Annotated in this window: 20 protein-coding genes; 16 read left to right on the forward strand and 4 right to left on the reverse strand. The window is 63.9% G+C overall.

The features are described from left to right. Positions 1-135 precede the first annotated feature (135 nt). The 6 genes from DIE16_RS32395 (at position 136) to DIE16_RS32420 (ending at position 6,899) form a co-directional block, all read left to right on the forward strand. Positions 136-1,488, forward strand: a complete 1,353-nt coding sequence (locus tag DIE16_RS32395; RefSeq protein ID WP_260434500.1) for a UvrD-helicase domain-containing protein — start codon at positions 136-138, stop codon at positions 1,486-1,488. Between the two features lie 315 nt (positions 1,489-1,803). After that, positions 1,804-2,703, forward strand: a complete 900-nt coding sequence (locus tag DIE16_RS32400) for a LysR substrate-binding domain-containing protein (protein ID WP_059619736.1) — start codon at positions 1,804-1,806, stop codon at positions 2,701-2,703. A 156-nt stretch (positions 2,704-2,859) separates the two neighbouring features. Next, positions 2,860-3,609 carry an SDR family NAD(P)-dependent oxidoreductase gene (locus tag DIE16_RS32405; RefSeq protein WP_059619735.1) on the forward strand — a complete coding sequence of 250 codons (750 nt, stop codon included), beginning with the start codon at positions 2,860-2,862 and terminating at the stop codon, positions 3,607-3,609. 74 nt (positions 3,610-3,683) lie between these two features. Beyond that, positions 3,684-5,009 (forward strand): MFS transporter, encoded by a 1,326-nt coding sequence (locus DIE16_RS32410; protein ID WP_059907632.1) that lies wholly within the window; start codon positions 3,684-3,686, stop codon positions 5,007-5,009. Between the two features lie 49 nt (positions 5,010-5,058). Next, complete coding sequence (locus DIE16_RS32415; RefSeq protein WP_124894158.1) at positions 5,059-5,904, forward strand: transketolase; 846 nt, start codon at positions 5,059-5,061, stop codon at positions 5,902-5,904. Next, positions 5,901-6,899: a transketolase family protein gene (locus DIE16_RS32420; protein ID WP_124894159.1), complete on the forward strand. Its 999-nt coding sequence runs from the start codon at positions 5,901-5,903 to the stop codon at positions 6,897-6,899. The genes DIE16_RS32415 and DIE16_RS32420 overlap by 4 nt, the downstream gene beginning before the upstream one ends. Before the next feature lie 657 nt (positions 6,900-7,556). On the opposite strand, the gene DIE16_RS32425 is transcribed toward DIE16_RS32420, so the two are convergent. From DIE16_RS32425 to DIE16_RS32435, 3 genes are read right to left on the reverse strand one after another with little or no spacing between them, the layout of a single operon-like run. Beyond that, a complete protein-coding gene (locus DIE16_RS32425) occupies positions 7,557-8,807 on the reverse strand; it encodes an NAD(P)/FAD-dependent oxidoreductase (RefSeq protein WP_124894160.1) in 1,251 nt (416 codons plus the stop codon). A 4-nt stretch (positions 8,808-8,811) separates the two neighbouring features. After that, a complete protein-coding gene (locus DIE16_RS32430) occupies positions 8,812-9,120 on the reverse strand; it encodes a non-heme iron oxygenase ferredoxin subunit (protein WP_011546150.1) in 309 nt (102 codons plus the stop codon). Between the two features lie 36 nt (positions 9,121-9,156). Continuing rightward, positions 9,157-10,239, reverse strand: coding sequence for a fatty acid desaturase family protein (locus DIE16_RS32435; RefSeq protein ID WP_124894161.1), 1,083 nt, complete (start codon positions 10,237-10,239; stop codon positions 9,157-9,159). Positions 10,240-10,408: 169 nt separating this feature from the next. Here DIE16_RS32435 and DIE16_RS32440 point away from each other — a divergent pair, with 169 nt between their 5' ends. The 10 genes from DIE16_RS32440 (at position 10,409) to DIE16_RS32485 (ending at position 19,970) form a co-directional block, all read left to right on the forward strand. Then, entirely contained in the window at positions 10,409-11,473 is a 1,065-nt protein-coding gene (locus DIE16_RS32440) for a LacI family DNA-binding transcriptional regulator (RefSeq protein ID WP_124894162.1), read from the forward strand. A gap of 143 nt (positions 11,474-11,616) precedes the next feature. Then, on the forward strand, positions 11,617-12,648 hold the full coding sequence (locus tag DIE16_RS32445; protein WP_124894163.1) for a xylose isomerase: 1,032 nt from the start codon (positions 11,617-11,619) through the stop codon (positions 12,646-12,648). A gap of 40 nt (positions 12,649-12,688) precedes the next feature. After that, the gene (locus DIE16_RS32450; protein ID WP_124894164.1) at positions 12,689-13,516 is read left to right on the forward strand and encodes a TIM barrel protein; all 828 of its coding nucleotides are present in this window, start codon (positions 12,689-12,691) and stop codon (positions 13,514-13,516) included. Between the two features lie 38 nt (positions 13,517-13,554). Further along, positions 13,555-14,541, forward strand: a complete 987-nt coding sequence (iolG, locus tag DIE16_RS32455; RefSeq protein WP_124894165.1) for an inositol 2-dehydrogenase — start codon at positions 13,555-13,557, stop codon at positions 14,539-14,541. 692 nt (positions 14,542-15,233) lie between these two features. Next, positions 15,234-16,031: a transporter substrate-binding domain-containing protein gene (locus tag DIE16_RS32460; RefSeq protein ID WP_124894166.1), complete on the forward strand. Its 798-nt coding sequence runs from the start codon at positions 15,234-15,236 to the stop codon at positions 16,029-16,031. A 12-nt stretch (positions 16,032-16,043) separates the two neighbouring features. Then, on the forward strand, positions 16,044-16,721 hold the full coding sequence (locus DIE16_RS32465; RefSeq protein WP_124894167.1) for an ABC transporter permease: 678 nt from the start codon (positions 16,044-16,046) through the stop codon (positions 16,719-16,721). A gap of 3 nt (positions 16,722-16,724) precedes the next feature. Then, on the forward strand, positions 16,725-17,492 hold the full coding sequence (locus DIE16_RS32470; RefSeq protein WP_124894168.1) for an ABC transporter permease: 768 nt from the start codon (positions 16,725-16,727) through the stop codon (positions 17,490-17,492). Positions 17,493-17,529: 37 nt separating this feature from the next. After that, on the forward strand, positions 17,530-18,171 hold the full coding sequence (locus tag DIE16_RS32475; protein ID WP_124894169.1) for a hypothetical protein: 642 nt from the start codon (positions 17,530-17,532) through the stop codon (positions 18,169-18,171). A gap of 28 nt (positions 18,172-18,199) precedes the next feature. After that, a complete protein-coding gene (locus tag DIE16_RS32480; protein WP_124894170.1) occupies positions 18,200-18,955 on the forward strand; it encodes an amino acid ABC transporter ATP-binding protein in 756 nt (251 codons plus the stop codon). Between the two features lie 415 nt (positions 18,956-19,370). Beyond that, on the forward strand, positions 19,371-19,970 hold the full coding sequence (locus tag DIE16_RS32485) for a hypothetical protein (protein ID WP_124894171.1): 600 nt from the start codon (positions 19,371-19,373) through the stop codon (positions 19,968-19,970). Positions 19,971-20,016: 46 nt separating this feature from the next. On the opposite strand, the gene DIE16_RS32490 is transcribed toward DIE16_RS32485, so the two are convergent. Then, positions 20,017-20,664 (reverse strand): XRE family transcriptional regulator, encoded by a 648-nt coding sequence (locus tag DIE16_RS32490; protein ID WP_124894172.1) that lies wholly within the window; start codon positions 20,662-20,664, stop codon positions 20,017-20,019. Between the last annotated feature and the right edge of the window lie 111 nt (positions 20,665-20,775).

Genomic DNA, 20,775 nt, shown 5'->3' on the forward strand with positions numbered 1-20,775 from the left:
GTTGCTTGCTCATCAGACACCTCTTCATGGCGACCATTCTCGCCTAAATCAGTGTCCGGATTCATTAGACCACTACACCTGGAGGGATTCAAGTTCTCGACATCGTCCTTTCCTCAGCCAATCACGGCGCTGCACATGGCATTCGTGAACGGTGAAGAGGTATTCTTCCACGTCTACAACGATCAGATCGAGGTCGTGGACGCGTCTGCAGCACGCAACCTGATTGCAAAGCTTGGCCGTACTGGCGCCTACACGCACGACTTGGGACGGTATTGGGCGTACCGGGCGCTGAAGGAGCGCCCAGAGCTCCTCGCCGCTCTGGCTCGCCGCTACCCCCACATCCTGATCGACGAGGCGCAGGACATTGGGTCGGCGCACCAAGCTATTGTGGAGTTGCTCATCGGTGCCGGGTCTTGCGTGACACTTATAGGTGATCCAAACCAGGGCATCTACGAGTTCGCAGGCGCCAACGGTAAGTTCCTGACCGACTACCACCACCGCGAAAGTATCAAGCAGTACTCACTTCAACGGAACTTCCGGTCTGCCCCGAGCATAGTGGATCTTGCCAACGGTCTGTGCGGCCGTAGCGATGTTGCCGAGCGAGCCGCACCCAGCACGCCGCATGGCGCCTTTTTCACCGGCTACAAGCGGACACAGCACTCACAACTCATCACCGCGTTTCAGGGCGCGATGTCCGCCGTTGGAGCCGACGTCACGCGCTCAGCCGTTCTCTGCAGGGGAAAGGGTCTCGCCGACACGCTGCGTGGAGACGAAGCGCCGGCCGGCCAAGGCCTAGTCAAAGCATTCGCGGCTGCAGCGGTGTTGCGCGACCGGCGAAAGGACTTCCTTAGGGCGTTTCAGCGCGTAGTCGTCGCTGTCGTCGCACTGCTCGAAAACGTGCCCCATGGGATGGTGAGTCAAATCACACAACCCTCTGGTGATGTGGCGTCCCTGGAAATCCGCAAAGCAATCTGGGCATTTACGCGCAATGCAGCCGCCGGCCTACCTTCCGCGTCGCTGGTTGCAGACACCCAATGGCACCCCTTGTTGCTGGCCCGCATCAAGGTTTTGCTAGCCGGCCTGGAGTCGAAGTTCGGCCTTAAGTCGACCGACAACATCGGACGCAAGCTGTCCAAGAAGTCCCTGCCAAGCGCGCCGCTCGCAAACGCCGAGGACCTGGCCTCCAGCGATGTCGCAACGTTGCGAGTCGATACCGTTCACAAGGCTAAGGGAGAAAGTCTGGACGCCGTGCTGTATATCACCCTCAAAGAGCATGCGCAGGCACTGCTGGATGGTGTCAGCACGGAGGTCGGGCGCATTGGCTACGTCGCGGCAACCCGGGCCCGAGATCTGCTGTGGGTGGCTGTACCGGACAGTGCTATGAAGGAACTTAGGCCAATGCTGCTGGCCAAGGGGTTCAAGGAAGTGGGGATCGCGACTGTCGTCGCCACGACGCCTTCCGTCCCGAGTACCACTCAAACTCAATGATCCAGCATCGGTGCTCGCGTTCGTTTCTCAGGGTCACCAAGCGCTCGGTTGAGGGCAGTTAGCATAGGGAACCTTATCACCATGGCGCGATGGTCGGTTCAAACTCAGGTTCCGCATACCGCGTGGTTGCTGATTCCAGCTTCCCGGGAAGTTGACACCGCTCCTCGCGACTCTGGGCTCGGTGACAATGCGGTGACTGGACGTGCTCCGGCGGCCCAGAATTGACGCGTAATATATTGGACTGGCTTTGCTTGGGCGATCACCCGAGCACGATATCGCTTTGCTGGCGTTCGACAAATTCTCCAAGACTTCAACATGCGTATCCCGCCGCTCAAGGCCATCATCGCGTTCGAAAGCGTCGCCCGGACTAAAAGCGTCAACCGAGCGGCGGAAGAGCTCGGCCTGACCGCGTCCGCCGTCAGTCACCAGCTCAGCAACCTCGAAGCGCAGATCGGTCAACCGCTGTTTCAGCGCTCGGGGCGCGGCCTCGTCCTCACGCCGACCGGCGAACGCTACCTGGCCGACGTCACCGGCTCGCTGGCCGACCTCAGCCGCGCGACCGAGCGCGCTTCGAGCCGCACCGAAGTCGATATCCTGCGCGTGCATTCGAGCCCGAGCTTCGGGCTGATGTGGCTGCTGCCGCGGCTGTCGTCGTTTCAGGAGGCGAACGGCGATATCCAGCTGAACCTCGCGTGCTCGTACGAAAACGTGTCGTTCTCGAACGGCTTCTACGATATCGACGTCCGGCACGGCTACGGCAACTGGGACAACCTCGAGGTGAAGACGGTGCGCGGCGAGTTCATCGCGCCGCTCGCGTCGCCGCTGTACCTCGAGCAACATCCGGTGCACGCGCCGGACGACCTGCTCGCCCATCGTCTGATCTATTCCGAAACGCCGCTGGTCCAGTGGAAGCAGTGGTTCGGCCGCACCGGCGTGCCGCTGGCGGCGCAGAAAACCTTCGACTTCTCGTTCGACCGCTCGTACATGTCGCTCGAAACCGCCGCGCTCGGCCTCGGCATCGCGCTCGAAAGCCTGATGCTCGCGTCGGTGAAGATCCGTCAAGGGCTGCTGGTGCCGGTGTTCGGCGAGCGCCATGCGGTCGAAGTCGGTGCTCATCATCTCGTTTACCCGCGGCAGAACGCGGAATTGCCGCGCGTGAAGCGCTTCCTGGCGTGGATCGAGCGGGAAGTCGCCGCTCATCGGCAAGCGGGTTGACCGCGCCATCCGGCGGCACGCCCCGCGATATTGCGCTGCAGCACCGGCTATTCGCCGTCATCTGAAATTTTCTCAACTATGGCTGAGCGTTTCCGCGTTGATGCGGGTGCCCGGTGAGCCGACACTCCGGACAACACATCAACAAGGAGACAAGCGATGTTGCTCGACAACCGGACCATCATCGTGACCGGCGCCGCGTCGCCGCGCGGGATCGGCAAGGCCACGGCCCGCGCGCTGGCCGCGCACGGCGCACGCGTGGCGATCCTCGACCTGCGCCGCGAAGACGCGGAAGCGGCCGCCGCCGAACTCGGCGCCGGCCATCTCGGCCTCGCCTGCGACGTGACCGACCGCGACGCGTGCGCGGCGGCCGCCCGCGCGACGCTGGAGCACTTCGGCCGCATCGACGGCCTCGTGAACAACGCCGGCATCACGCAGCCGGTGCGCACGCTGGAGATCTCGGCGCGCGACTTCGATGCGATCGTCGACGTGAACCTGCGCGGCACGCTGTACATGTCGCAAGCGGTGCTACCCGCGATGAAAGAGCAACGCGGCGGCAGCATCGTCTGCATGTCGTCGGTCTCCGCGCAACGCGGCGGCGGCATTTTCGGCGGCCCGCACTACAGCGCCGCCAAGGCCGGCGTGCTCGGCCTCGCGAAGGCGATGGCGCGCGAATTCGGCGCCGACCGGGTCCGCGTCAATTCGATCACGCCGGGCCTGATCCAGACCGACATCACCGGCGACAAGCTGACGCCCGACATGCGCGAGGACATCATCAAGGGCATTCCGCTCGGCCGGCTCGGCGAGGCCGCCGACGTCGCGCATGCGTGCCTGTTCCTGCTGAGCGACCTGTCGAGCTACCTGACGGGCATCACGCTCGACGTCAACGGCGGGATGCTGATTCACTGAGAACGGCGCCGCCCGATGCGCGGCGCCGACCATCATGCACCCGGGACAACCCGGGGCCATGGCAGGAGACAAGGATGAGAGCAAAGTACCCCGCACCGCCCGTCGAGGGCGAGATGCTGCAACGCGACGACGCGCGGACGTTCGAAGCGGCCACCTACGCGAAGGTCGCGCGACGGCTGATCCCGTTCCTGATGTTGTGCTACCTCGGCGCGTATCTCGACCGCGTCAACGTCGGCTTCGCGAAACTGCAGATGCTCAACGACCTGCGCTTCAGCGAGACGGTCTACGGGATGGGCGCAGGCATCTTCTTCCTCGGCTATTTCCTGTTTGAGGTGCCGAGCAACCTGATCCTGCATCGCGTCGGCGCGCGCCGCTGGCTCGCGCGCATCATGCTGACCTGGGCGGTGATCTCGGCGAGCTTCGTGTTCGTCAAGTCGCCTACCGCGTTCTACGTACTGCGGTTTGCGCTCGGCGTCGCCGAAGCCGGCTTCGCGCCGGGCGTGATCCTGTATCTCACGTACTGGTTCCCGTCGGCGCGGCGCGCGAAGGCGCTGTCGCTGTTCTTCATGGCGATTCCGCTCGCCGGGATCATCGGCGGGCCGCTGTCGGGCGCGATCATGCATTCGCTGCACGGCGCGATGTCGATGGCCGGCTGGAAGTGGCTGTTCCTGCTCGAGGCGCTGCCGTCGTTCGTGCTGGGTTTCGCGATCCTGCTGTATCTCGACGACGGCATCGCCGGCGCGAAATGGCTGACCGACGCCGAAAAAGCCTTGCTCGCGCGCAACGTGTCGGCCGACGCCGCGCACACCACCGCCCACCTGTCGATTCGGACCTTCGTCGCGGACCGCCGGCTGTGGCTGATGGCCGCGATCTACTTCTGCGTGGTGCTCGGGCAGTACGGCCTTACGTTCTGGCTGCCGACGATCATTCGCAAGGCGGGCGTGGCCGATCCGCTGTGGGTCGGCCTGTTCACCGCGATTCCGTATGCGTGCGCGATCGTCGCGCTGCCGCTGATCGGCATCAGCGCGGATCGTCGCCGCGAGCGACGCTTCCATCTCGCGGTGCCGATGCTGGTCGCGGCGGCGGGCTTCGCCACGTTGCCGATGCTCGGCAGCGTCGGCGCGTCGATCGTGTGCCTGAGCATCGCGTCCGCCGGCATCCTCGCGTCGTCGTCGCAGTTCTGGTCGCTGCCGACCGCGTTGCTGGGCGGGATGTCGGCGGCGGCGGGCATCGCCGCGGTCAACTGCTTCGCGAACCTGGCGGGCTTCTTCTCGCCGGCGATCGTCGGCTGGCTGAACGACCTGACCGGCAAGTCCACCGCGGGGCTCGTGTTCATCTCCGTCGCGATCACGGCCGGCGCGCTGCTGGTGTTCCTCGTGCCCCGATCCGTGAACCGCTGATCACCGCTGATTAATTTGCATTCCTTCCGACCCGATACTGGAGTGATCGATGGAAACCGAAACCATCCATGAAGCGGTCACGCTCGCCGAGCGCGCGTACCGCATCCGAAGAAACGCCGTGCTGATGGGCGAAGTGCAGGGGCAGGGCTATGTCGGCCAGGCGCTCGACATCGCCGACGTGCTGGCCGTCGCCTATTTCGGCGCGATGCGCTATCGCGCCGACGATCCCGACTGGGAAGGGCGCGACCGCTTCCTGCTGTCGAACGGGCACTATGCGATCGCGCTGTACGCGGCGCTGTTCGAAGCCGGCATCCTGCCGGCCGCGGAACTCGAAACCTATGGCAGCGACGACAGCCGCTTGCCGATGTCCGGCATGGCGAGCTACACGCCCGGCATGGAAATGTCCGGCGGCTCGCTCGGGCAGGGGCTGACGATCGCGGTCGGCCGGTGTCTCGGCCTGAAGCGCAAGGGCTCCGATGCGTTCGTCTATACGCTGTTCTCGGACGGCGAACTCGACGAAGGCGCGATCTGGGAAGGTCTGATGTCGGCCGCGCACTGGAAGCTCGACAACCTGATCGCGATCGTCGACGTGAACAACCAGCAGGCCGACGGCCCGTCGACGCAGGTCATGGCGTTCGAGCCGCTGGTCAACAAGCTCGAGGCGTTCGGCTGGTACGTGCAACGGGTGGACGGCAACGACATCGACGCGGTGAAACGTGCGTTCGACGATGCGCGCCGGCACGACGCGCCGCAGCCGCGCATCATCGTCTGCGACACGAAGATGGGGTGCGGCGTGCCGTTCCTCGAAGCACGCGAGAAGAGCCATTTCATTCGCGTCGATGCGCACGAGTGGCAACTCGCGCTCGACGCACTCGAAGCAGGGAGACACGCATGAGCACCGCCGACAACAAGCCGCGCCTGAAGACGTCGGCGATGATCGCCTCCATCGCCGCGGAAGGGCAGGCGACCCGCTCCGCGCCGTTCGGCCATGCGCTGACCGAACTCGCCCGCACCAACGCCAACGTGATCGGCATGACGGCCGATCTCGGCAAGTACACCGACCTGCACATCTTCGCGAAGGCATTCCCCGAGCGGTACTACCAGATGGGCATGGCCGAGCAACTGCTGATGGGGGCCGCCGCCGGCTTCGCGCACGAAGGCGCGCAGCCGTTCGTCACGACCTATGCGGTGTTTGCGACGCGCCGCGCGTACGACTTCATTCATCAGGCGATCGCCGAGGACAATCTCGACGTGAAGCTGATCTGCGCGTTGCCGGGGCTCACGACCGGCTACGGGCCGAGCCACCAGGCGGCCGAGGATCTCGCGCTGATGCGTGCGATGCCGAACATGACGGTGATCGACCCGTGCGACGCGCTCGACATCGAACAGATGGTGCCGGCCATCGCCGCGCACAAGGGGCCGGTGTATGCGCGTCTGCTGCGCGGCAACGTGCCGGCCGTGCTCGACGAATACGATTACCGCTTCGAGCTCGGCATGGCCAAGCTGCTGCGCGATGGCAACGACGTGCTGCTGATCTCGTCCGGCATCATGACAATGCGTGCGCTCGAGGTGGCGAAGGCGCTCGAAGCCGATCGCGTCGATGTCGCCGTGCTGCACGTGCCGACGATCAAGCCGCTGGACACGGCGACCATCGTCCGCGAGGCCGCCCGAAAAGGGCGCATGGTCGTCGTCGCGGAGAATCATACGACGATCGGCGGGCTCGGCGAAGCGGTCGCGACCGCGTTGCTCGGCGCCGGCGTCGCGGTGCCGTTCCGTCAGATCGCGCTGCCGGATGCGTACCTCGCCGCGGGCGCGCTGCCGACGCTGCACGAGCGGTACGGGATCTCGGCTAGCGCGATGTGCGCGAATATCCGGTCGTGGCTCGGGTGACGGTTCGGAATCGCTGGTATGCCGGGAGACCGGTATTTCGCGCGGCGACGTCATTTTGGCTGCTTTCCTGATCCGGCCGAATGCTTGCGAGCGAGTCAGCGGTTCGCTTGGGTGAGCGAATGGGACCGGACATCGACGGCCTAGATTTCGCGCCGCCAGCGGTGTTGCGCGGGTTTGCGGCGGCGCCGCGCTATGTTAAAGCCATGCATCGCCGCCCATGACGATCAGTTTGCCCGTGATTGCGCCTGCGCAAGGAGCAACAGATCGTCATGGGCGGCGATTTCGTCAGATGTAAGGATGCGTCCGATCGGCGGCAGGCGGGGGAGGCATTGCCGCGTGCGCCGGATTACGTTGAAACGGCGTGTCGGTTGTGCCGGGCGCGACGACATTGACAGTCATGCCTCTCGGTTTCGGTACACTCGCCGCGCTACCCGTCGACCTGCGTGCGCTCGGCTGTGCGGTGACCCGCGTACGACTTGTCGCCGCGCCTGATGAATGTGGTGCTGCCGATCCCGGGCAGGCGCGACAGCGATTGGTGCTACGCAGAGGTGCCGTTGATCGGCGCGATGCTAGGCGGTACCGCACCCGCACACGATGGCTTTCACCCGCGGCAGCGGTCGCCGCGCGCAATCGGCCCATCTTCTCCTGGGGGGGCCGCTATCGATCACCTGCGGTCGCCACCAGCGATTTCAGCTTCACGTCGACGTCCGCAACCGCCGCCGGCGTCACGTCGATCCCGCGCTCGACCAGCATCCTCGCCACGCGCATTTCCTTCACGAATCCCGCTGCTCGGCCGAAGCCGCTCGCCGCGACGAGTCGCGCGCGCGCGTCGAAATGGAAATGGATTTCCGCATCGTCGCCGAGCACGCGCGCGACCGACTGCGTGCCGAGCGCCGGTTCCCCGGCCACCTGCAACTGCGCATCGTATTGATCGGACCAGAACCACGGCGCGTCGCGATACGCTTCGCCCGCACCGAGCATGTTGCGGGCCGCGACGTGCGCTTGCGTCTCGGCGCCGTGCCAGGTCTCCTGTCGAACCAGCTGGCCCGATAACGCACTCGGAAACACGGCGACGTCGCCGGCCGCGTAGATGCCGCGCGCCGACGTCTCGAGCTGCGCATTCACGACGATGCCGCGCTCGACCGCGAGGCCCGCATCGCGCGCCAGTTCATCGACCGGTTCGATGCCGATGCCGGCCACGACCGTGTCGGCGAGCAGCGTGTCGCCGTCGTCGAGCACGACGGCCAGCGCACCGCCCGACGTCCGCTCGATCGCAACCGGCTTTCGGTTCAGGCGAATCGCCACGCCCTGCGCATCGTGCAGCGCATGCACGCGCGTCGCGATGGCTTCCGGCACAGCGCGGCCCAGCAGTCGCGGCGCCGCGTCGAGCACGGTCACGCGGCAGCCGCGCCGACGCGCCGACGCCGCGACTTCGAGGCCGATGAAGCCGCCGCCGATCAGCACGATCCGCGCGTCGGGCACGAGCCGCGCGCCGAGTACCGCCGCATCGTCGAGCGTGCGCAACGCGACTACGCCGTCGAGCGCCGCGCCCGGAATGGCCAGACGGCGCGCACGGCCGCCGGTGGCCAGCAGCAGCGCGTCGTAGCCGAACACGTGTCCGCCGGACATGCGCACTTCGCGTGCGTGCGGATCGATACGCTCGACGGTCGCGACGATCCGCTCGATGCGGTCGACCGTCCATGCGTCGGCGTCGCGCAACCGGCATTGCACCGCGCTGCGCTCGCCTGTCAGCACGCCCTTGGACAACGGCGGCCGCTCGTACGGCGGATGCGGCTCCGCGCCGATCAGCACGATGCGCCCGCGCCAGCCGGACGCGCGCAGCACCTGCGCCGCGCGGCCGCCGGCATGGCCCGCGCCGACGATCGCCATCACCCGGTCGCTGGTCATCGCGTCATACCTCGATCAGGATGCGACCGTCCTCGATCTTCGCGCGGTACGTGCGCAGCTTCTCGCACGCGGGCGCCGACAGCGGCCGGCCGTCGCGCACGTCGAAGCGGCCGTTGTGCTTCGGGCACTCGATCACGTGATCCATCACGAGCCCGTCCGCGAGATGCACCTGCTCGTGCGTGCACAGGCCGTCGCTCGCGTACACCTCGCCGTCGATCCGGTAGATCGCATACGTGCGGCCGGCGTGATCGAAGCGCGCGACGTCTTCGTCGTCGATGTCGTCGAGCGCGCCGGTGTCGATCCATTGTGTCATGGTGCGTGTCTCCTTCGTTGTGAGGTTCGATAGTGGTCAGGCACGCGCGGCATCCGGCACCGGCCGCACGACGTAATCGGACGGGTCGCGCGTCTGCCGGACCAGCGCCGGCACGATCTCCGCATAGGCCGCCAGCGTGCTGCGGTACGGCGGCGGCATGTCGGCCTTCACGGCTTCGTGCAGCTTCGGCAGCGCATGGAACGGCACCATCGGGAACATGTGGTGCTCGACGTGGTAGTTCATGTTCCAGTACAGGAAGCGGAACACCGGATTCATCATCACGGTCCGGCAGTTGCGCCGGTGATCGAGCACGTTCTCCGGCATGCCCGCGTGCTGCGTGAGGCCGAAGTACAGGTACAGCCATGCACCGTAGAGGCTCGGCAGCCCGATGTAGAGCAGCGGCAGGAGCGTGTGCCAGTACACCGCCGCGCCCGTCACGAGCGCGTAGATCGCGAGATGGATGCGCGACTCGCGCACGACCTTCGGCCATTCCGATTCGGGCACGTAGGTGCGCTCCTCGTCGTCGAGCCGGCCGGTGAATGACACTGCGACCATCTTGCGCAGCTCACCGGCCACGTGTTTCAGCGCGACGAGGTTCAGCGCGAGCGCGAGCCAGTCGGTCGGCTTCGGCGCGGCGATTTCCGGATCGCGCCCGACGACCAGCGTATCGGTGTGATGGCGCGCATGGCTCCAGCGCCAGGCGGTCGCGCGGCGGAACACCTGGAACGACGCGACCTGGTACAGCGCGTCGTTCATCCAGCGCGTGCGGAACGCGGTGCCGTGCCCGCATTCGTGCCAGCGCGAATCGGCCGGGCTGCAGTACAGCGTGCCGTACACGAAGAACGCAGGAATCGCCCACGCCGAATGCGCGCGCCAAGCCAGCCACGCGAGCGCGCCGCTGATCGCGATCGCCGCATACCAGATCAGCGTGTCGCGAATCGCCCGCGCATCGCCGCGCTGCATCAGCTGCTTCATCAGCGGCCGCGGCACCGCGCACCGGTACCACGCGGCGTTGACGAGCCCGGCCGCGTGTGCGCGCTCGCCGGCGCCGCCGATCATTCGGTATTCCTGGCGGCGCGCCGTATTGCGCTCGCGTGCCGGGTCGTCGGTAGGGGTCACGTCTGTCTCCTGCGGTTCTTGTGCGATGAAAGCGCAACGCGCGCTGCCATGGATCAAAATTAGGCGTCCGGCCGCCTCCGCTCAATCGAAACGTTGACGAAATTTCGCCATCACCGTAGCGTTGCGCACAGCGCCACGCACCGATGGCGACGATGACATGGAGACAAGCATGGCAGACCCCACCGGTCCCCGCTGGCGCAAGCGCACCGCGCGCTTTGATGAGATCGCGGCGCTCGCCGGCGTGAGCACGACCACCGTCGACCGCGTGCTGAACGAGCGCGGCAGCGTCTCCGCGCAGGCGCGCGAACGCGTGGTGGCGGCCGCGCGGCAGCTCGGCGTGCCGCGGCAGCTGCCCGACACGCGGCACGGGCTGATCCACGTCGACGTGCTGCTGCCGGACACCGACGCGCCATTCTTCCGACGCTTGCAGCAGGCGCTGCAGCGCTCGCTGCAGATGCTCGACCGGCGCGTGGTCGTGCACCGGACGATCCTGCCCGCCGCGGACGACGTGCGCGCCGCGACGCTGATCGAACGGCCCGCGTACCGGCGCGCGGCGCTGATCGTCACCGCGCACGACACGGCCCGCGTGCGCGACGCGCTGGCCGGCGCGATCGCGCGGGGCGAGACCGTCGTCACGATGGTCACCGACATCGGCGGCATCGACCGCACGCACTTCGCCGGCATCGACAACTATCGCGCCGGGCGCACGGCCGGCTACTACATCGGCCGCCTCGCGGCGCGCCCCGGCCGCGTGCTGCTGCTCGGCGGGCGCATGGGCTACCGCGCGCACGTCGACCGGATGGCCGGCTGCCGCGACCAGCTCGCCGACGCGTTCGCCGCCGTGCGCTGCGACGACGCGCCGGTCGAGACGCTCGACCAGGACGACCGCTGCTACCGCGCGGTGTCGAAGGCGCTGCAGGCGCACGACGACGTGGTCGCGATCTACAACAGCGGCGCGGGTTCGGCCGGCATCGAAGCGGCGCTGCGCAAGGCCGGCGCGATCGGGCGCGTCGTGTGGATCGGCCACGAGATGATCGACCAGCATCGCGCCTTCATCGAAGCCGGCGCGATGGATCTCGCGATCGACCAGGATCCGGACGGACAGGCGATTTCCGCGCTGCAGCACGTGCTGCATGCATGCGGCATCGTCGAACAACCGCCGCCGGACGATCCGGTCGAATTCCGCGTGTTCTGTCCGGCGAACGTGAGGACGAGCGCGTACCTGCAGCCGTGAATCGCGCCGCGCGGCGGGCCGCGTGCTCGCGGCGAAAAAATCGACCGTCGCGTTGGCGATTTTTCGCCAACGTTTGTCATGCGGGTCGCGCCGCGCCTCCGTACATTGGTCAGCCATCGATAACCGACAACGGACAGGAGACGATGGCTGAACCGATCCTCATCGGCGTGAACCTCGACGGCGTGCTCGAACACGACGGGCTGCCGGCGCCAACGCCCGCCGAACGCTTTCGGATGATCGCCGGCGCCGGCGTGTTCGATTACATCGAAAAGAACCCGGTACGCGGCGAGGACCTGTCGCCGTATTTCGCGCTGGTCGACCGCCACGCGCTGCCGATTCGCGTGATCGGCGGCATCTGGTGCGCCGGCCGCGACGAAGCGCATGTCGCCGAGATCGTCGCGGCGGGCGCGCGCTTCGGCAGCACGGTGCTCAACTGCCAGCTGTTCGCGCATCACGCGGACGGCCATCCGCTATCGGACCGCGAAGTCGCCGATTTCTACCTGCGCGCCTACGCATTGGGCGAGCCGGTCGGCTGCCTGCCGAGCCTCGAAGTGCACGTCGACATGTGGAGCGAGGATGTCGCCCGCGTGGCGCGCGTCGCGCGGCTGGTCGAACAGGCCGGCGCGCCGTTCCGGATCACGCTCGATCATTCGCATCTGCTGTTCAAGATCGGCAACCGCGCCGAGCTCGACGCGTTGGGGCTGCGCGAATCGGCCGACGGCGGCTACGCGATGCTCGACCCCGCGTCGCCCGCCGCGATCTACACCGACTGGATCGCGCGCGGCTGGGTCCGGCATGCGCATGCGCGCAGCGTGACGCCGAACAATCCCGCCAACCCCTGGATGCGCCGCGCGGACGGCAGGCCCGGCCGCGGCATCCAGTACCCGTTCGTCGAACCCGCGCCGGGCGCCTATCACGGCGAATGGCGTGCGGCGTCGCTCGATCCGTGGAAAGCCGCGCTGCGCCAGTTGCTGCACGCGCAAGCGAAGGCGCAGGCCGAGGTTCACGCTCCCGCTCCCGCGCAGCCGGCACGACTCGAGCAGATCAGCTGCGAGTTCATCCCGTTTCCCGACTACGGCGGCGGCGCACGCTATTCGATCTTCGACAACAACGTCGCGTGCGCGCAATGGCTGCGCGACACGTGGCAAGCATTCGCCGCGCATGCCGGCACCTGATTCGCCCCCCACGCCTCACTCAAGCTCCAAGGACAGAACGATGACGCAAGCCTGCCACTTTTCGCTGAACCGGATGAGCGCGCCGCGCTTGCAGCTCGACCGCTACGTCGCGCTGTGCAGGCGCCTCGGTGTCGACACGATCGAAATCCGCAACGATCTCGATGGCGTCGAGCTCGCCGACGGCACGCCGGCCGCCGCCGTGCGCGCGACGGCCGACGCCGGCGGCGTCACGATCCTGACGATCAACGCGCTGCAGCGCTTCGAGCAGTGGAACGCCGAGCGCGCGGACGAGGCGACCGCGCTGGCCGACTACGCGGCGCAATGCGGCGCGCGTGCGCTGGTACTGTGCCCGACCAACAGCCGCGCCGACACGCGCAGCGCAGACGCCCGCCACGCGGATCTCGTGACGGCGCTGCAGGCGCTGAAGCCGATCCTCGCGGCCCGCGGCCTGCTCGGCTTCATCGAGCCGCTCGGTTTCGAGGAATGCGCGCTGCGCCGCAAGTCGGACGCGGTAAAGGGCATCTACGCGGCGGCGGGCGAGCCGGTGTTCCGGCTCGTGCACGACACGTTCCACCATCATCTCGCCGGCGAGGACATCTTCTTCCCGAACCTGACGGGCCTCGTGCACATCTCGGGCGTCGAGGAAGCCGACCTGCCGATCGAGCGGATGCGCGACGGCCACCGCGTGCTGGTCGGCGGCGCCGACCGGCTCGGCAACATCCGGCAACTGCGCGAACTCCTCGCGCGCGGCTACCGCGGCGCGATGTCGTTCGAGCCGTTCGCGAGCGAGATCGCCGAAGCCGACGACATCGAAGACCGGCTGCGGGCGAGCATCGATTACGTGCGCGGCGAACTGGCGGATCACTGAGCGCATCGGCAAGACAACGCAATCCACAGGAGAACGGAATGATCGAATTCGCTTTGTTCGGCGCGGGCCGCATCGGCAAGATCCACGCGGCGAATCTCGCGCGCCAGCCGGGCGCGAAACTGACATACGTGATCGACCGGCACGCGCCGTCGGCGGAAGCGCTCGCCCGCACGCACGGCGCGCAGGTCGCCGACGTCGAGCGCGCGCTCGGCGACGCGTCGGTGCAGGCTGTCGTGATCGCGTCGAGCACCGACACGCACGCGGATCTCATCGTCGCCGCCGCGAACGCGGGCAAGGCGGTGTTCTGCGAGAAACCGGTCGACCTCACCGTCGAACGCTCGCGTGCATGCGCGGACGTCGTGCGGCGCGCCGGCGTGACCTGCATGATCGGCTTTCAGCGCCGCTTCGACCCGACCTTCGCGGCGCTGAAGGCGCGCGTCGAGCGCGGCGAGATCGGCGCGCCGGAAATGCTGGTCGTCACGAGCCGCGATCCGGGCGCGCCTCCCGCCGACTACATTCGCAGCTCGGGCGGCATTTTCAAGGACATGCTGATCCACGACTTCGACGTGTTCCGCTGGATCCTCGGCGACGAAGCGCAGACGCTGCACGCGACGGGCAGTTGCCTGACCGATCCGGCCGTGCACGACGCGGGCGACATCGATTCGACCGCCGTGACGATCCGCACGCGGCGCGGGTTGCTGTGCCAGATCAACACGTCGCGGCGCGCGGCCTACGGTTACGACCAGCGCTTCGAGCTGCTCGGTAGCCACGGGATGCTGCAGGCCGGCAACGTGCGGCCGACCGAGGTGAGCGCCTGGCTCGCGGGCGGCATCGCGACAGACGTGCCGGAGCCGTTCTTCCTCGAACGGTACCGGCACGCGTACGCGGCCGAGATCGCGCACTTCGTCGACGCGCTGCGCGACGGCACGCCGGTCCGGACGACGATCGACGACGGGCTCGCCGCGCTCGAGCTGGCCGAAGCCGCAATGACGTCGTGGAAAACGGGGCGCGTGATCGAGGTGTAATCGACCCGGCGGCCGGGAGCGATTCGCATACAAATAGGACGTTACCAAGGGCCGCGAGGAGCGAGCGCATCCGACGCTAATGCTTCTGAGCTTCCTGCATGGCCGTCCACATCGCGCATTTCTCGAAGCTGCTGAGAACCGACGTCAACGCCCGTCGACTGCTACGGGCTGACGAGAGTCGGGACTTGGCGCTGATGTAGTGTGGGCTGCGGAAAGTGACGGTATCGCCTGACTGGGTGATGTATTTGCTGAAGGACGCGCCTAGGGGAGCGGGAATTTGTTCGACCGCAGGGACGAGTTGTGGGACTACCCGGATGGGGCGGATCGAGTTCCAGGCAACGACCGTGTGGTGAACTGCCGGGAGTGCGACCCTCCGGCCAAAAACGACCGACACGCCGCCATTGAGCACAAGCGTCCTATCCGTTTGATGCAGGTTGCGCGAGTGCTTCAAGGCGTAGCGGTCCTCGTCGGGCGCAGGACCGAGCGAGGATGTGATTATTTCGAATTGCGAAAACAATCGCATGGCGACGTACCGCCGGTGTGCCTCCCACGATTAGGACGGTGGCCGATCTAGCGTTTACCCGATTAGGGATTTGCATAAAATTAAAAAATTGACGGCAAATTAAAGTCGAACTACCTTGTAGCTAATGCGACGGATGTCCGGGCGCAGCACTCGCGATGAGAGACACGCCATGTCACACACCCTGATTCAACGGCTTCGAGGTTTGATTTCCTGCGCTTTCGCAGCAACGGCGCTCGTACTGTCGCTTCCCGCGTATTCCGCGGGCGACACGCTTCGAGTCGCCACCGAAGGCACGTATCCGCCGTGGAGTTTCAAAGACGCGACCGGGCAGTTGCAAGGCTTCGACGTCGACATCGCAAACGCCCTTTGCGCCCAAATGAAGATGAAATGCCAAATCGTCGCGCAGGCGTGGGACGGCATCATTCCTGGCCTCCAGGCGAATCGGTACGACGCAATCGTTGCCTCGATGTCGACGACGCCAGAGCGGCGCAAACAGGTCCTGTTCACGAACAAGTACAAGGACACGACATCGAGCTTCATTGCGGCAAAGGACAGCGGCTTGAAAGACGTTTCTCCCACGGGCCTGAAGGGGAAACGTATCGGCGTGCAACGCGGCTCGTCACAACATCAATGGTTGGTCGCAAACGGGTACGACAAAACCGCGACACTTGTGCTGTACGACGATACGCGCCAACCGGAACTCGACCTGATTTCGGGCCGCGTTGACCTCATCATCGGAAACAAGGCGACGTTCTTTGCCGACTTCTTCAAACGACCCGATTCGAAAGACTTCGCGTTCGTTGGACCTGAGTTCAAAGGAGGCATCCTCGGTGAGGGCAATGCCATTGCCGTGCGGCTCAACGACGCGGAGCTGTGCAATCGCTTGAATGCAGCATTGGCCTCAATCATCGCGAATGGTACTTACGACCAAATCAGGAAGAAGTACTTCCCGTTCCCACTGATGTAACCGGGTGATGCCATGTCAAGTTTCACGCTGAATGGGTATGGCGTTCTCATTCTGCTCGGTGCCGTCACGACCCTGCTCGTCGCACTCGCGGCAGCAGCGTTCGGGACGGTCATCGGAATCCTCATGGCGGCAGCGAAGCTGTCGCCATCGAGAATTCTTCGACAGATTGCTGGCGCGTACACGACCACGATACGGGGCGTTCCGGACCTGCTGGTCATCTTCTTGGTCTATTACGGCGGTAGTTCGACGCTTTCGCACCTAATGGGCGGGCCCGTAGAAATCAATGCATTTGGTGCCGGTGCGATATCGCTCGGCCTCGTTTTCGGCGCATACGCCACGGAGATTTTCCGGGGGGCAATTCTCGAGGTGCCGCGTGGTCAAGTGGAAGCTGCTGCGGCGTTAGGGTTGCCAGGGATAGCCAGTTTCGTCCACGTGATTGCGCCGCAAGCTTGGCGACTCGCAGTACCTGCCTTCGGAAACCAACTCACCGTACTCCTCAAGGAAACGGCGCTGGTGTCGCTTGTGGGGCTTGAAGACTTGATGCGACGAACCGGCTTCGCGGTCGAGGCGACCAATCGCCCATTCTTCTTTTACCTTGTCGCTGGTGTGCTCTATTTCGTCCTGAGCTATGCCATGACAAATGCGTTCGCCAGTGTGCGACGCCACACGTCAGCCGCATTGGAGAGGTGACGCATGTTCGATTTTTCTCTGTTCATATCGAGCCTGCCTAGGCTGTTCACCGCGATTCCCATCACACTCGAACTCTTTGCTGCAATTGTGGTTGTCGGGATTGCAGTGGGCATTCCGACGGCGCTCATCGGGATGAGCTCGTCGAAGACGCTCCGTGGCGGTGTCAACTTCTATATTGGTGCGTTTCGCGGCACACCCGCTCTCGTTCAGTTGTTCTTTCTGTATTACGGCTTCGGGCAGTTTGCATTCATCCGACATTCCGTAGTGTGGCCTTTGCTGCGCGACCCATTTGCATGTGCAGTGATTGCGCTGGGGCTGAACTCTGGCGCCTATACAGCCCGCATTCTCATAGGTGCATTGTCAGCAGTACCCAAGGGAATCACGGAGGCGGCCGAAGCGCTGGGTTTGAGCCGCGCAACGATCCTGACCCGCATCAAGGCACCGATTGCGATTCGAATTGCGCTTCCTGCCTATGCGAACGAGACCATCCTCAACCTCAAGGCTACGTCGCTCGCGTCGACCGTAACCATCATGGAACTCACGGGCACTTCGAAGTTGCTGGTCAGTGAGACCTACGCGCCGTATGAAATCTTCGTGGCAGCCGGGCTCGTCTACCTCGCGATGACGTTCATCGTGTCCCAAGCATTTCGACTTCTTGAGCTGTTTGTGGCGCGACATACCGGCAATGAGCGAAGCACGGTGGGGCCCCGAAGTCCAAGGCGGAAAGCAGCGGTGCGTTCGCGGCGCTCCGGTGGAGCTCATGCCGCCTAATTACGGCTGAGTGCTTGCAGGCGTGACCAGATATGGGTTGACCGCATCAACACGTTTTATGGAGATACGGAAATTGCTTCGATTTATTACGCTTGGCCCGAGCGGTAGCAATCACGAATTTGTTACTGCACGATACATCCGACATCATGGGCTTGAAGGGCATTCATCGTTGGAGTTGGTGCTAAATTTTGAAGATGCGGCCCAAGCGGTCATCGACGGCCGCGCCGACCACATCGTGCAAGTTGCAGTTCACCTCTCCACCGTTGAAATCGTGGCGAAGTACCGCAAGCAGTTGTACATCATCGACGCGTTCGTGTCTCCGAGTAAGGACATGTCGGTCGTCACGCGCGTGGATGTCGAAGCTCCTCGGACGCTCGCCCTCCAACCGGCGACACGAGACTACGTGAACACCGACGGGCTAACGCTTATTCCCGAGACATCTACTGGCTCGGTGGCGGAAGGACTTTTGTCCGGCAGATATGAAAGTGGGTTGACGTACTCCTCGCTCGCGACGGATAACCCCACCCGATTCAGAATCGACGAGCGTATCGGCACTGTCGACGATGCGTGGATTGTCTATGGCCGTGAGCGGCTGTCGAAGAGCGAGCTCATCGCATGGACGGAAGGTCCTGCCGGACGCGCGTTTCATGCTCGACTGCCCGCATCGCTCGGCGGTTGAACCAGGCGATTTACTGAGGATTACTTCTATGAACACTCTGCCGACCAACGAAATGGCTATATCCATCACGGGGCTCACGAAGAGCTACGGAGATGTCAACGTGCTCAAGTCGATTTCTCTCAATGTACGACGCGGCGAGAAGATTGTCCTGTGTGGTCCGTCGGGCTCGGGGAAATCGACGCTTATTCGATGTGTAAACCGTCTCGAAAGGCATGACTCGGGTGATATCCGAGTTGATGGAATCGAGCTGACCGACGATGCGAAACACGTACGGATGGTTCGGGCCGATGTGGGCATGGTATTTCAGCATTTCAACCTGTTTCCCCACATGACCGTCCTTGAGAACTGCACGTTGGCGCCAATGCGCGTGCGCGCTCTGAAGCGCAAGGAAGCCGAAGCACGTGCATTCGAAATGCTCGAACGCGTCCGAGTTGCCGCGCACGCGAGGAAGTATCCGTCGCAACTGTCCGGAGGTCAGCAGCAGCGTGTAGCGATTGCTCGCGCGCTGTGCATGTCGCCGACAATCATGCTGCTTGATGAACCGACTTCAGCGCTTGACCCCGAGATGGTGAGGGAGGTGCTCGAGACGCTTATGCTGCTCGCGCAGGATGGCATGACGATGCTCTGTGTGACGCACGAGATGAGTTTCGCGAGGGCAGTAGCTGACCGCATTCTGTTCCTTGACCAAGGCGAAGTTGTCGAGGACAACAGGCCTAAGGAGTTCTTCGTGCAGCCTAAAACGGAAAGAGCGCGGAAGTTTCTTAGCCAGATGATTGACAAATGAAGCCAGGGATCGTCTCCAAACCGACCCCGTTGGGGAGAAGATTGTAGAAAGTCGTAGAGCGAGGGCTTTTGACAAACGCATCACGCCACCCGATTCACCCCTCAACTCATACCGGCGCGGGGCGGAAGGGTACACCTCGGGGGCATGGAAGACCGTCGTAATGTTGATCTTACCGGGGGCGCTGGGGTTACTTCGCTGCCTCACGCATATCAGAAAGTCATAAAGGCGCTACACGAACACGACCAGATGAATCGGCGTGTCGGAGATATTCTTCAGGTGGCCCAGTCCTGGAGTCGTTCCCCAAGCTTGTGGGGGCCGTGTATGAACGTTGTCGGTCGTATCAGAATTCGAGCAAAGCGCTGTGCCCTGATGGCAACTGATGAGGCATGGAAGTCAGATACTAAAGGAGTAGAGGATGTCCAGAATCATATTCGGCACGCTCGGCCCATCGGGCACGAACCACGAATACGTCACACACCGTTACATCGATTTCCACGAAATTGATGGTGAAGTCAGGTTGTTCAATAACTTCGATGATGCGATGGCCGCATTTGACTCTCAAGAAATCGATTTTCTGATTCAATGCGCGGTACACCCCGATACGCCACGCGTCATGGGCAGCAACTTCCACTCGCGTTTTGTTGTGGACACATTCATCTCGCCGAGTCAAACGTTAGCAGTTTTGACGCGTAAGGAGGTCGTTAAACCCCAGACCATTTCGCTAGTCTCCCCGGCGACGGATGACTATGCCGATCTGAGTTCGTACTCGAAGCTCATTCCTGCAGTCTCGATCCCGTTCGCTTTTGAACGGCTGATGAAGGGAGAGTGCGACTCGGCGTTGGTCTACCTCTATTACTATGAGGCGAACCCGGAAGCGCTGCGAGTCGATGCGACAATCGGCTCGCCCGACGACGCATGGGTCGTCTACGGGCGACAGAGGGTCGTCGGCGACCAGATTGTTGCAGACCGAAAGAGTCCGGTGTCGATGCAATTCGCCAAGATGCTGCGTCGTTGAGTTTAGCGAAAGGAAAGAGCGCACGCAGTACATGCGTGCGCGACGGCTAGCTGAATTCGCGAATGTTGAAGAAGACAGCCAGGAACTTGACCGGTGTAGAGAGAATTTCTTCAGGACCGTGTGCTGCGTTTGGGTCAAATAGCAAGCTATCGCCGGGCTTAACCTCGTAGAGGCGATTCGCGTACCGATATTTCATTTTGCCCTCGAGGATGTGGAGGAACTGGATGCCCGTTGTCTGGTGAGTTGACCAAGGTTGGGATTTTTCGTCTAGCGTAACGACGTACGGCTCGACGGACAGATTGCCTGATAGGACGTGGCCAATCAATCGATAGATATGACCGTACGATGAGCCTTCGCGGTCAACGGTTACACCTTCGCCAGCTGGCACAAATGAGCAATCGTGGCGCTCGCTCTGGTCGACAAAAAAACGCGATACTGGCTTGCCCAACGCCATTGCGATTCGGGTCAACGTCTCAATCGATGGAGTTGCGGTGCCTTTTTCGATACGTGAGAGCATCGAGTGTGAAATCCCAGCCATCTTTGCGAGCGCGCCAGATGTCAGACCTTCGGCTGTTCGAAAGGTATGAATTTGCGCCGCCAAGGCTCGGGAAACTTTTTCAACAGCCGGCTCTCGCTGCTTCTCGGGCGGGCTACTGTCGCTATCTTCAGCGTCATTGAATTGAGAATTGACCATTGAACCTGGGAGCCCTATCTGGGTGTTCGAGAAAGATGCCGGCAAGGGTCCATTATAGATAGCCACGGCGAGGCACCGCCACACTATTCGTGATGCAAGCGCAGGAGCCTA

This window comes from Burkholderia sp. Bp9090, assembly GCF_003857985.1.
Classification (GTDB): Bacteria; Pseudomonadota; Gammaproteobacteria; order Burkholderiales; family Burkholderiaceae; genus Burkholderia.

What these genes read in the sequence shown, in the direction of transcription:
- DIE16_RS32395 (WP_260434500.1), top strand. Translation starts at nt 136, where the DNA reads ATGGCATTCGTGAACGGTGAAGAGGTATTCTTCCACGTCTACAACGAT.
- DIE16_RS32400 (WP_059619736.1), top strand. Translation starts at nt 1,804, where the DNA reads ATGCGTATCCCGCCGCTCAAGGCCATCATCGCGTTCGAAAGCGTCGCC.
- DIE16_RS32405 (WP_059619735.1), top strand. Translation starts at nt 2,860, where the DNA reads ATGTTGCTCGACAACCGGACCATCATCGTGACCGGCGCCGCGTCGCCG.
- DIE16_RS32410 (WP_059907632.1), top strand. Translation starts at nt 3,684, where the DNA reads ATGAGAGCAAAGTACCCCGCACCGCCCGTCGAGGGCGAGATGCTGCAA.
- DIE16_RS32415 (WP_124894158.1), top strand. Translation starts at nt 5,059, where the DNA reads ATGGAAACCGAAACCATCCATGAAGCGGTCACGCTCGCCGAGCGCGCG.
- DIE16_RS32420 (WP_124894159.1), top strand. Translation starts at nt 5,901, where the DNA reads ATGAGCACCGCCGACAACAAGCCGCGCCTGAAGACGTCGGCGATGATC.
- DIE16_RS32425 (WP_124894160.1), bottom strand. Translation starts at nt 8,807, where the DNA reads ATGACCAGCGACCGGGTGATGGCGATCGTCGGCGCGGGCCATGCCGGC.
- DIE16_RS32430 (WP_011546150.1), bottom strand. Translation starts at nt 9,120, where the DNA reads ATGACACAATGGATCGACACCGGCGCGCTCGACGACATCGACGACGAA.
- DIE16_RS32440 (WP_124894162.1), top strand. Translation starts at nt 10,409, where the DNA reads ATGGCAGACCCCACCGGTCCCCGCTGGCGCAAGCGCACCGCGCGCTTT.
- DIE16_RS32445 (WP_124894163.1), top strand. Translation starts at nt 11,617, where the DNA reads ATGGCTGAACCGATCCTCATCGGCGTGAACCTCGACGGCGTGCTCGAA.
- DIE16_RS32450 (WP_124894164.1), top strand. Translation starts at nt 12,689, where the DNA reads ATGACGCAAGCCTGCCACTTTTCGCTGAACCGGATGAGCGCGCCGCGC.
- iolG (WP_124894165.1), top strand. Translation starts at nt 13,555, where the DNA reads ATGATCGAATTCGCTTTGTTCGGCGCGGGCCGCATCGGCAAGATCCAC.
- DIE16_RS32460 (WP_124894166.1), top strand. Translation starts at nt 15,234, where the DNA reads ATGTCACACACCCTGATTCAACGGCTTCGAGGTTTGATTTCCTGCGCT.
- DIE16_RS32465 (WP_124894167.1), top strand. Translation starts at nt 16,044, where the DNA reads ATGTCAAGTTTCACGCTGAATGGGTATGGCGTTCTCATTCTGCTCGGT.
- DIE16_RS32470 (WP_124894168.1), top strand. Translation starts at nt 16,725, where the DNA reads ATGTTCGATTTTTCTCTGTTCATATCGAGCCTGCCTAGGCTGTTCACC.
- DIE16_RS32480 (WP_124894170.1), top strand. Translation starts at nt 18,200, where the DNA reads ATGAACACTCTGCCGACCAACGAAATGGCTATATCCATCACGGGGCTC.
- DIE16_RS32485 (WP_124894171.1), top strand. Translation starts at nt 19,371, where the DNA reads ATGTCCAGAATCATATTCGGCACGCTCGGCCCATCGGGCACGAACCAC.
- DIE16_RS32490 (WP_124894172.1), bottom strand. Translation starts at nt 20,664, where the DNA reads ATGGTCAATTCTCAATTCAATGACGCTGAAGATAGCGACAGTAGCCCG.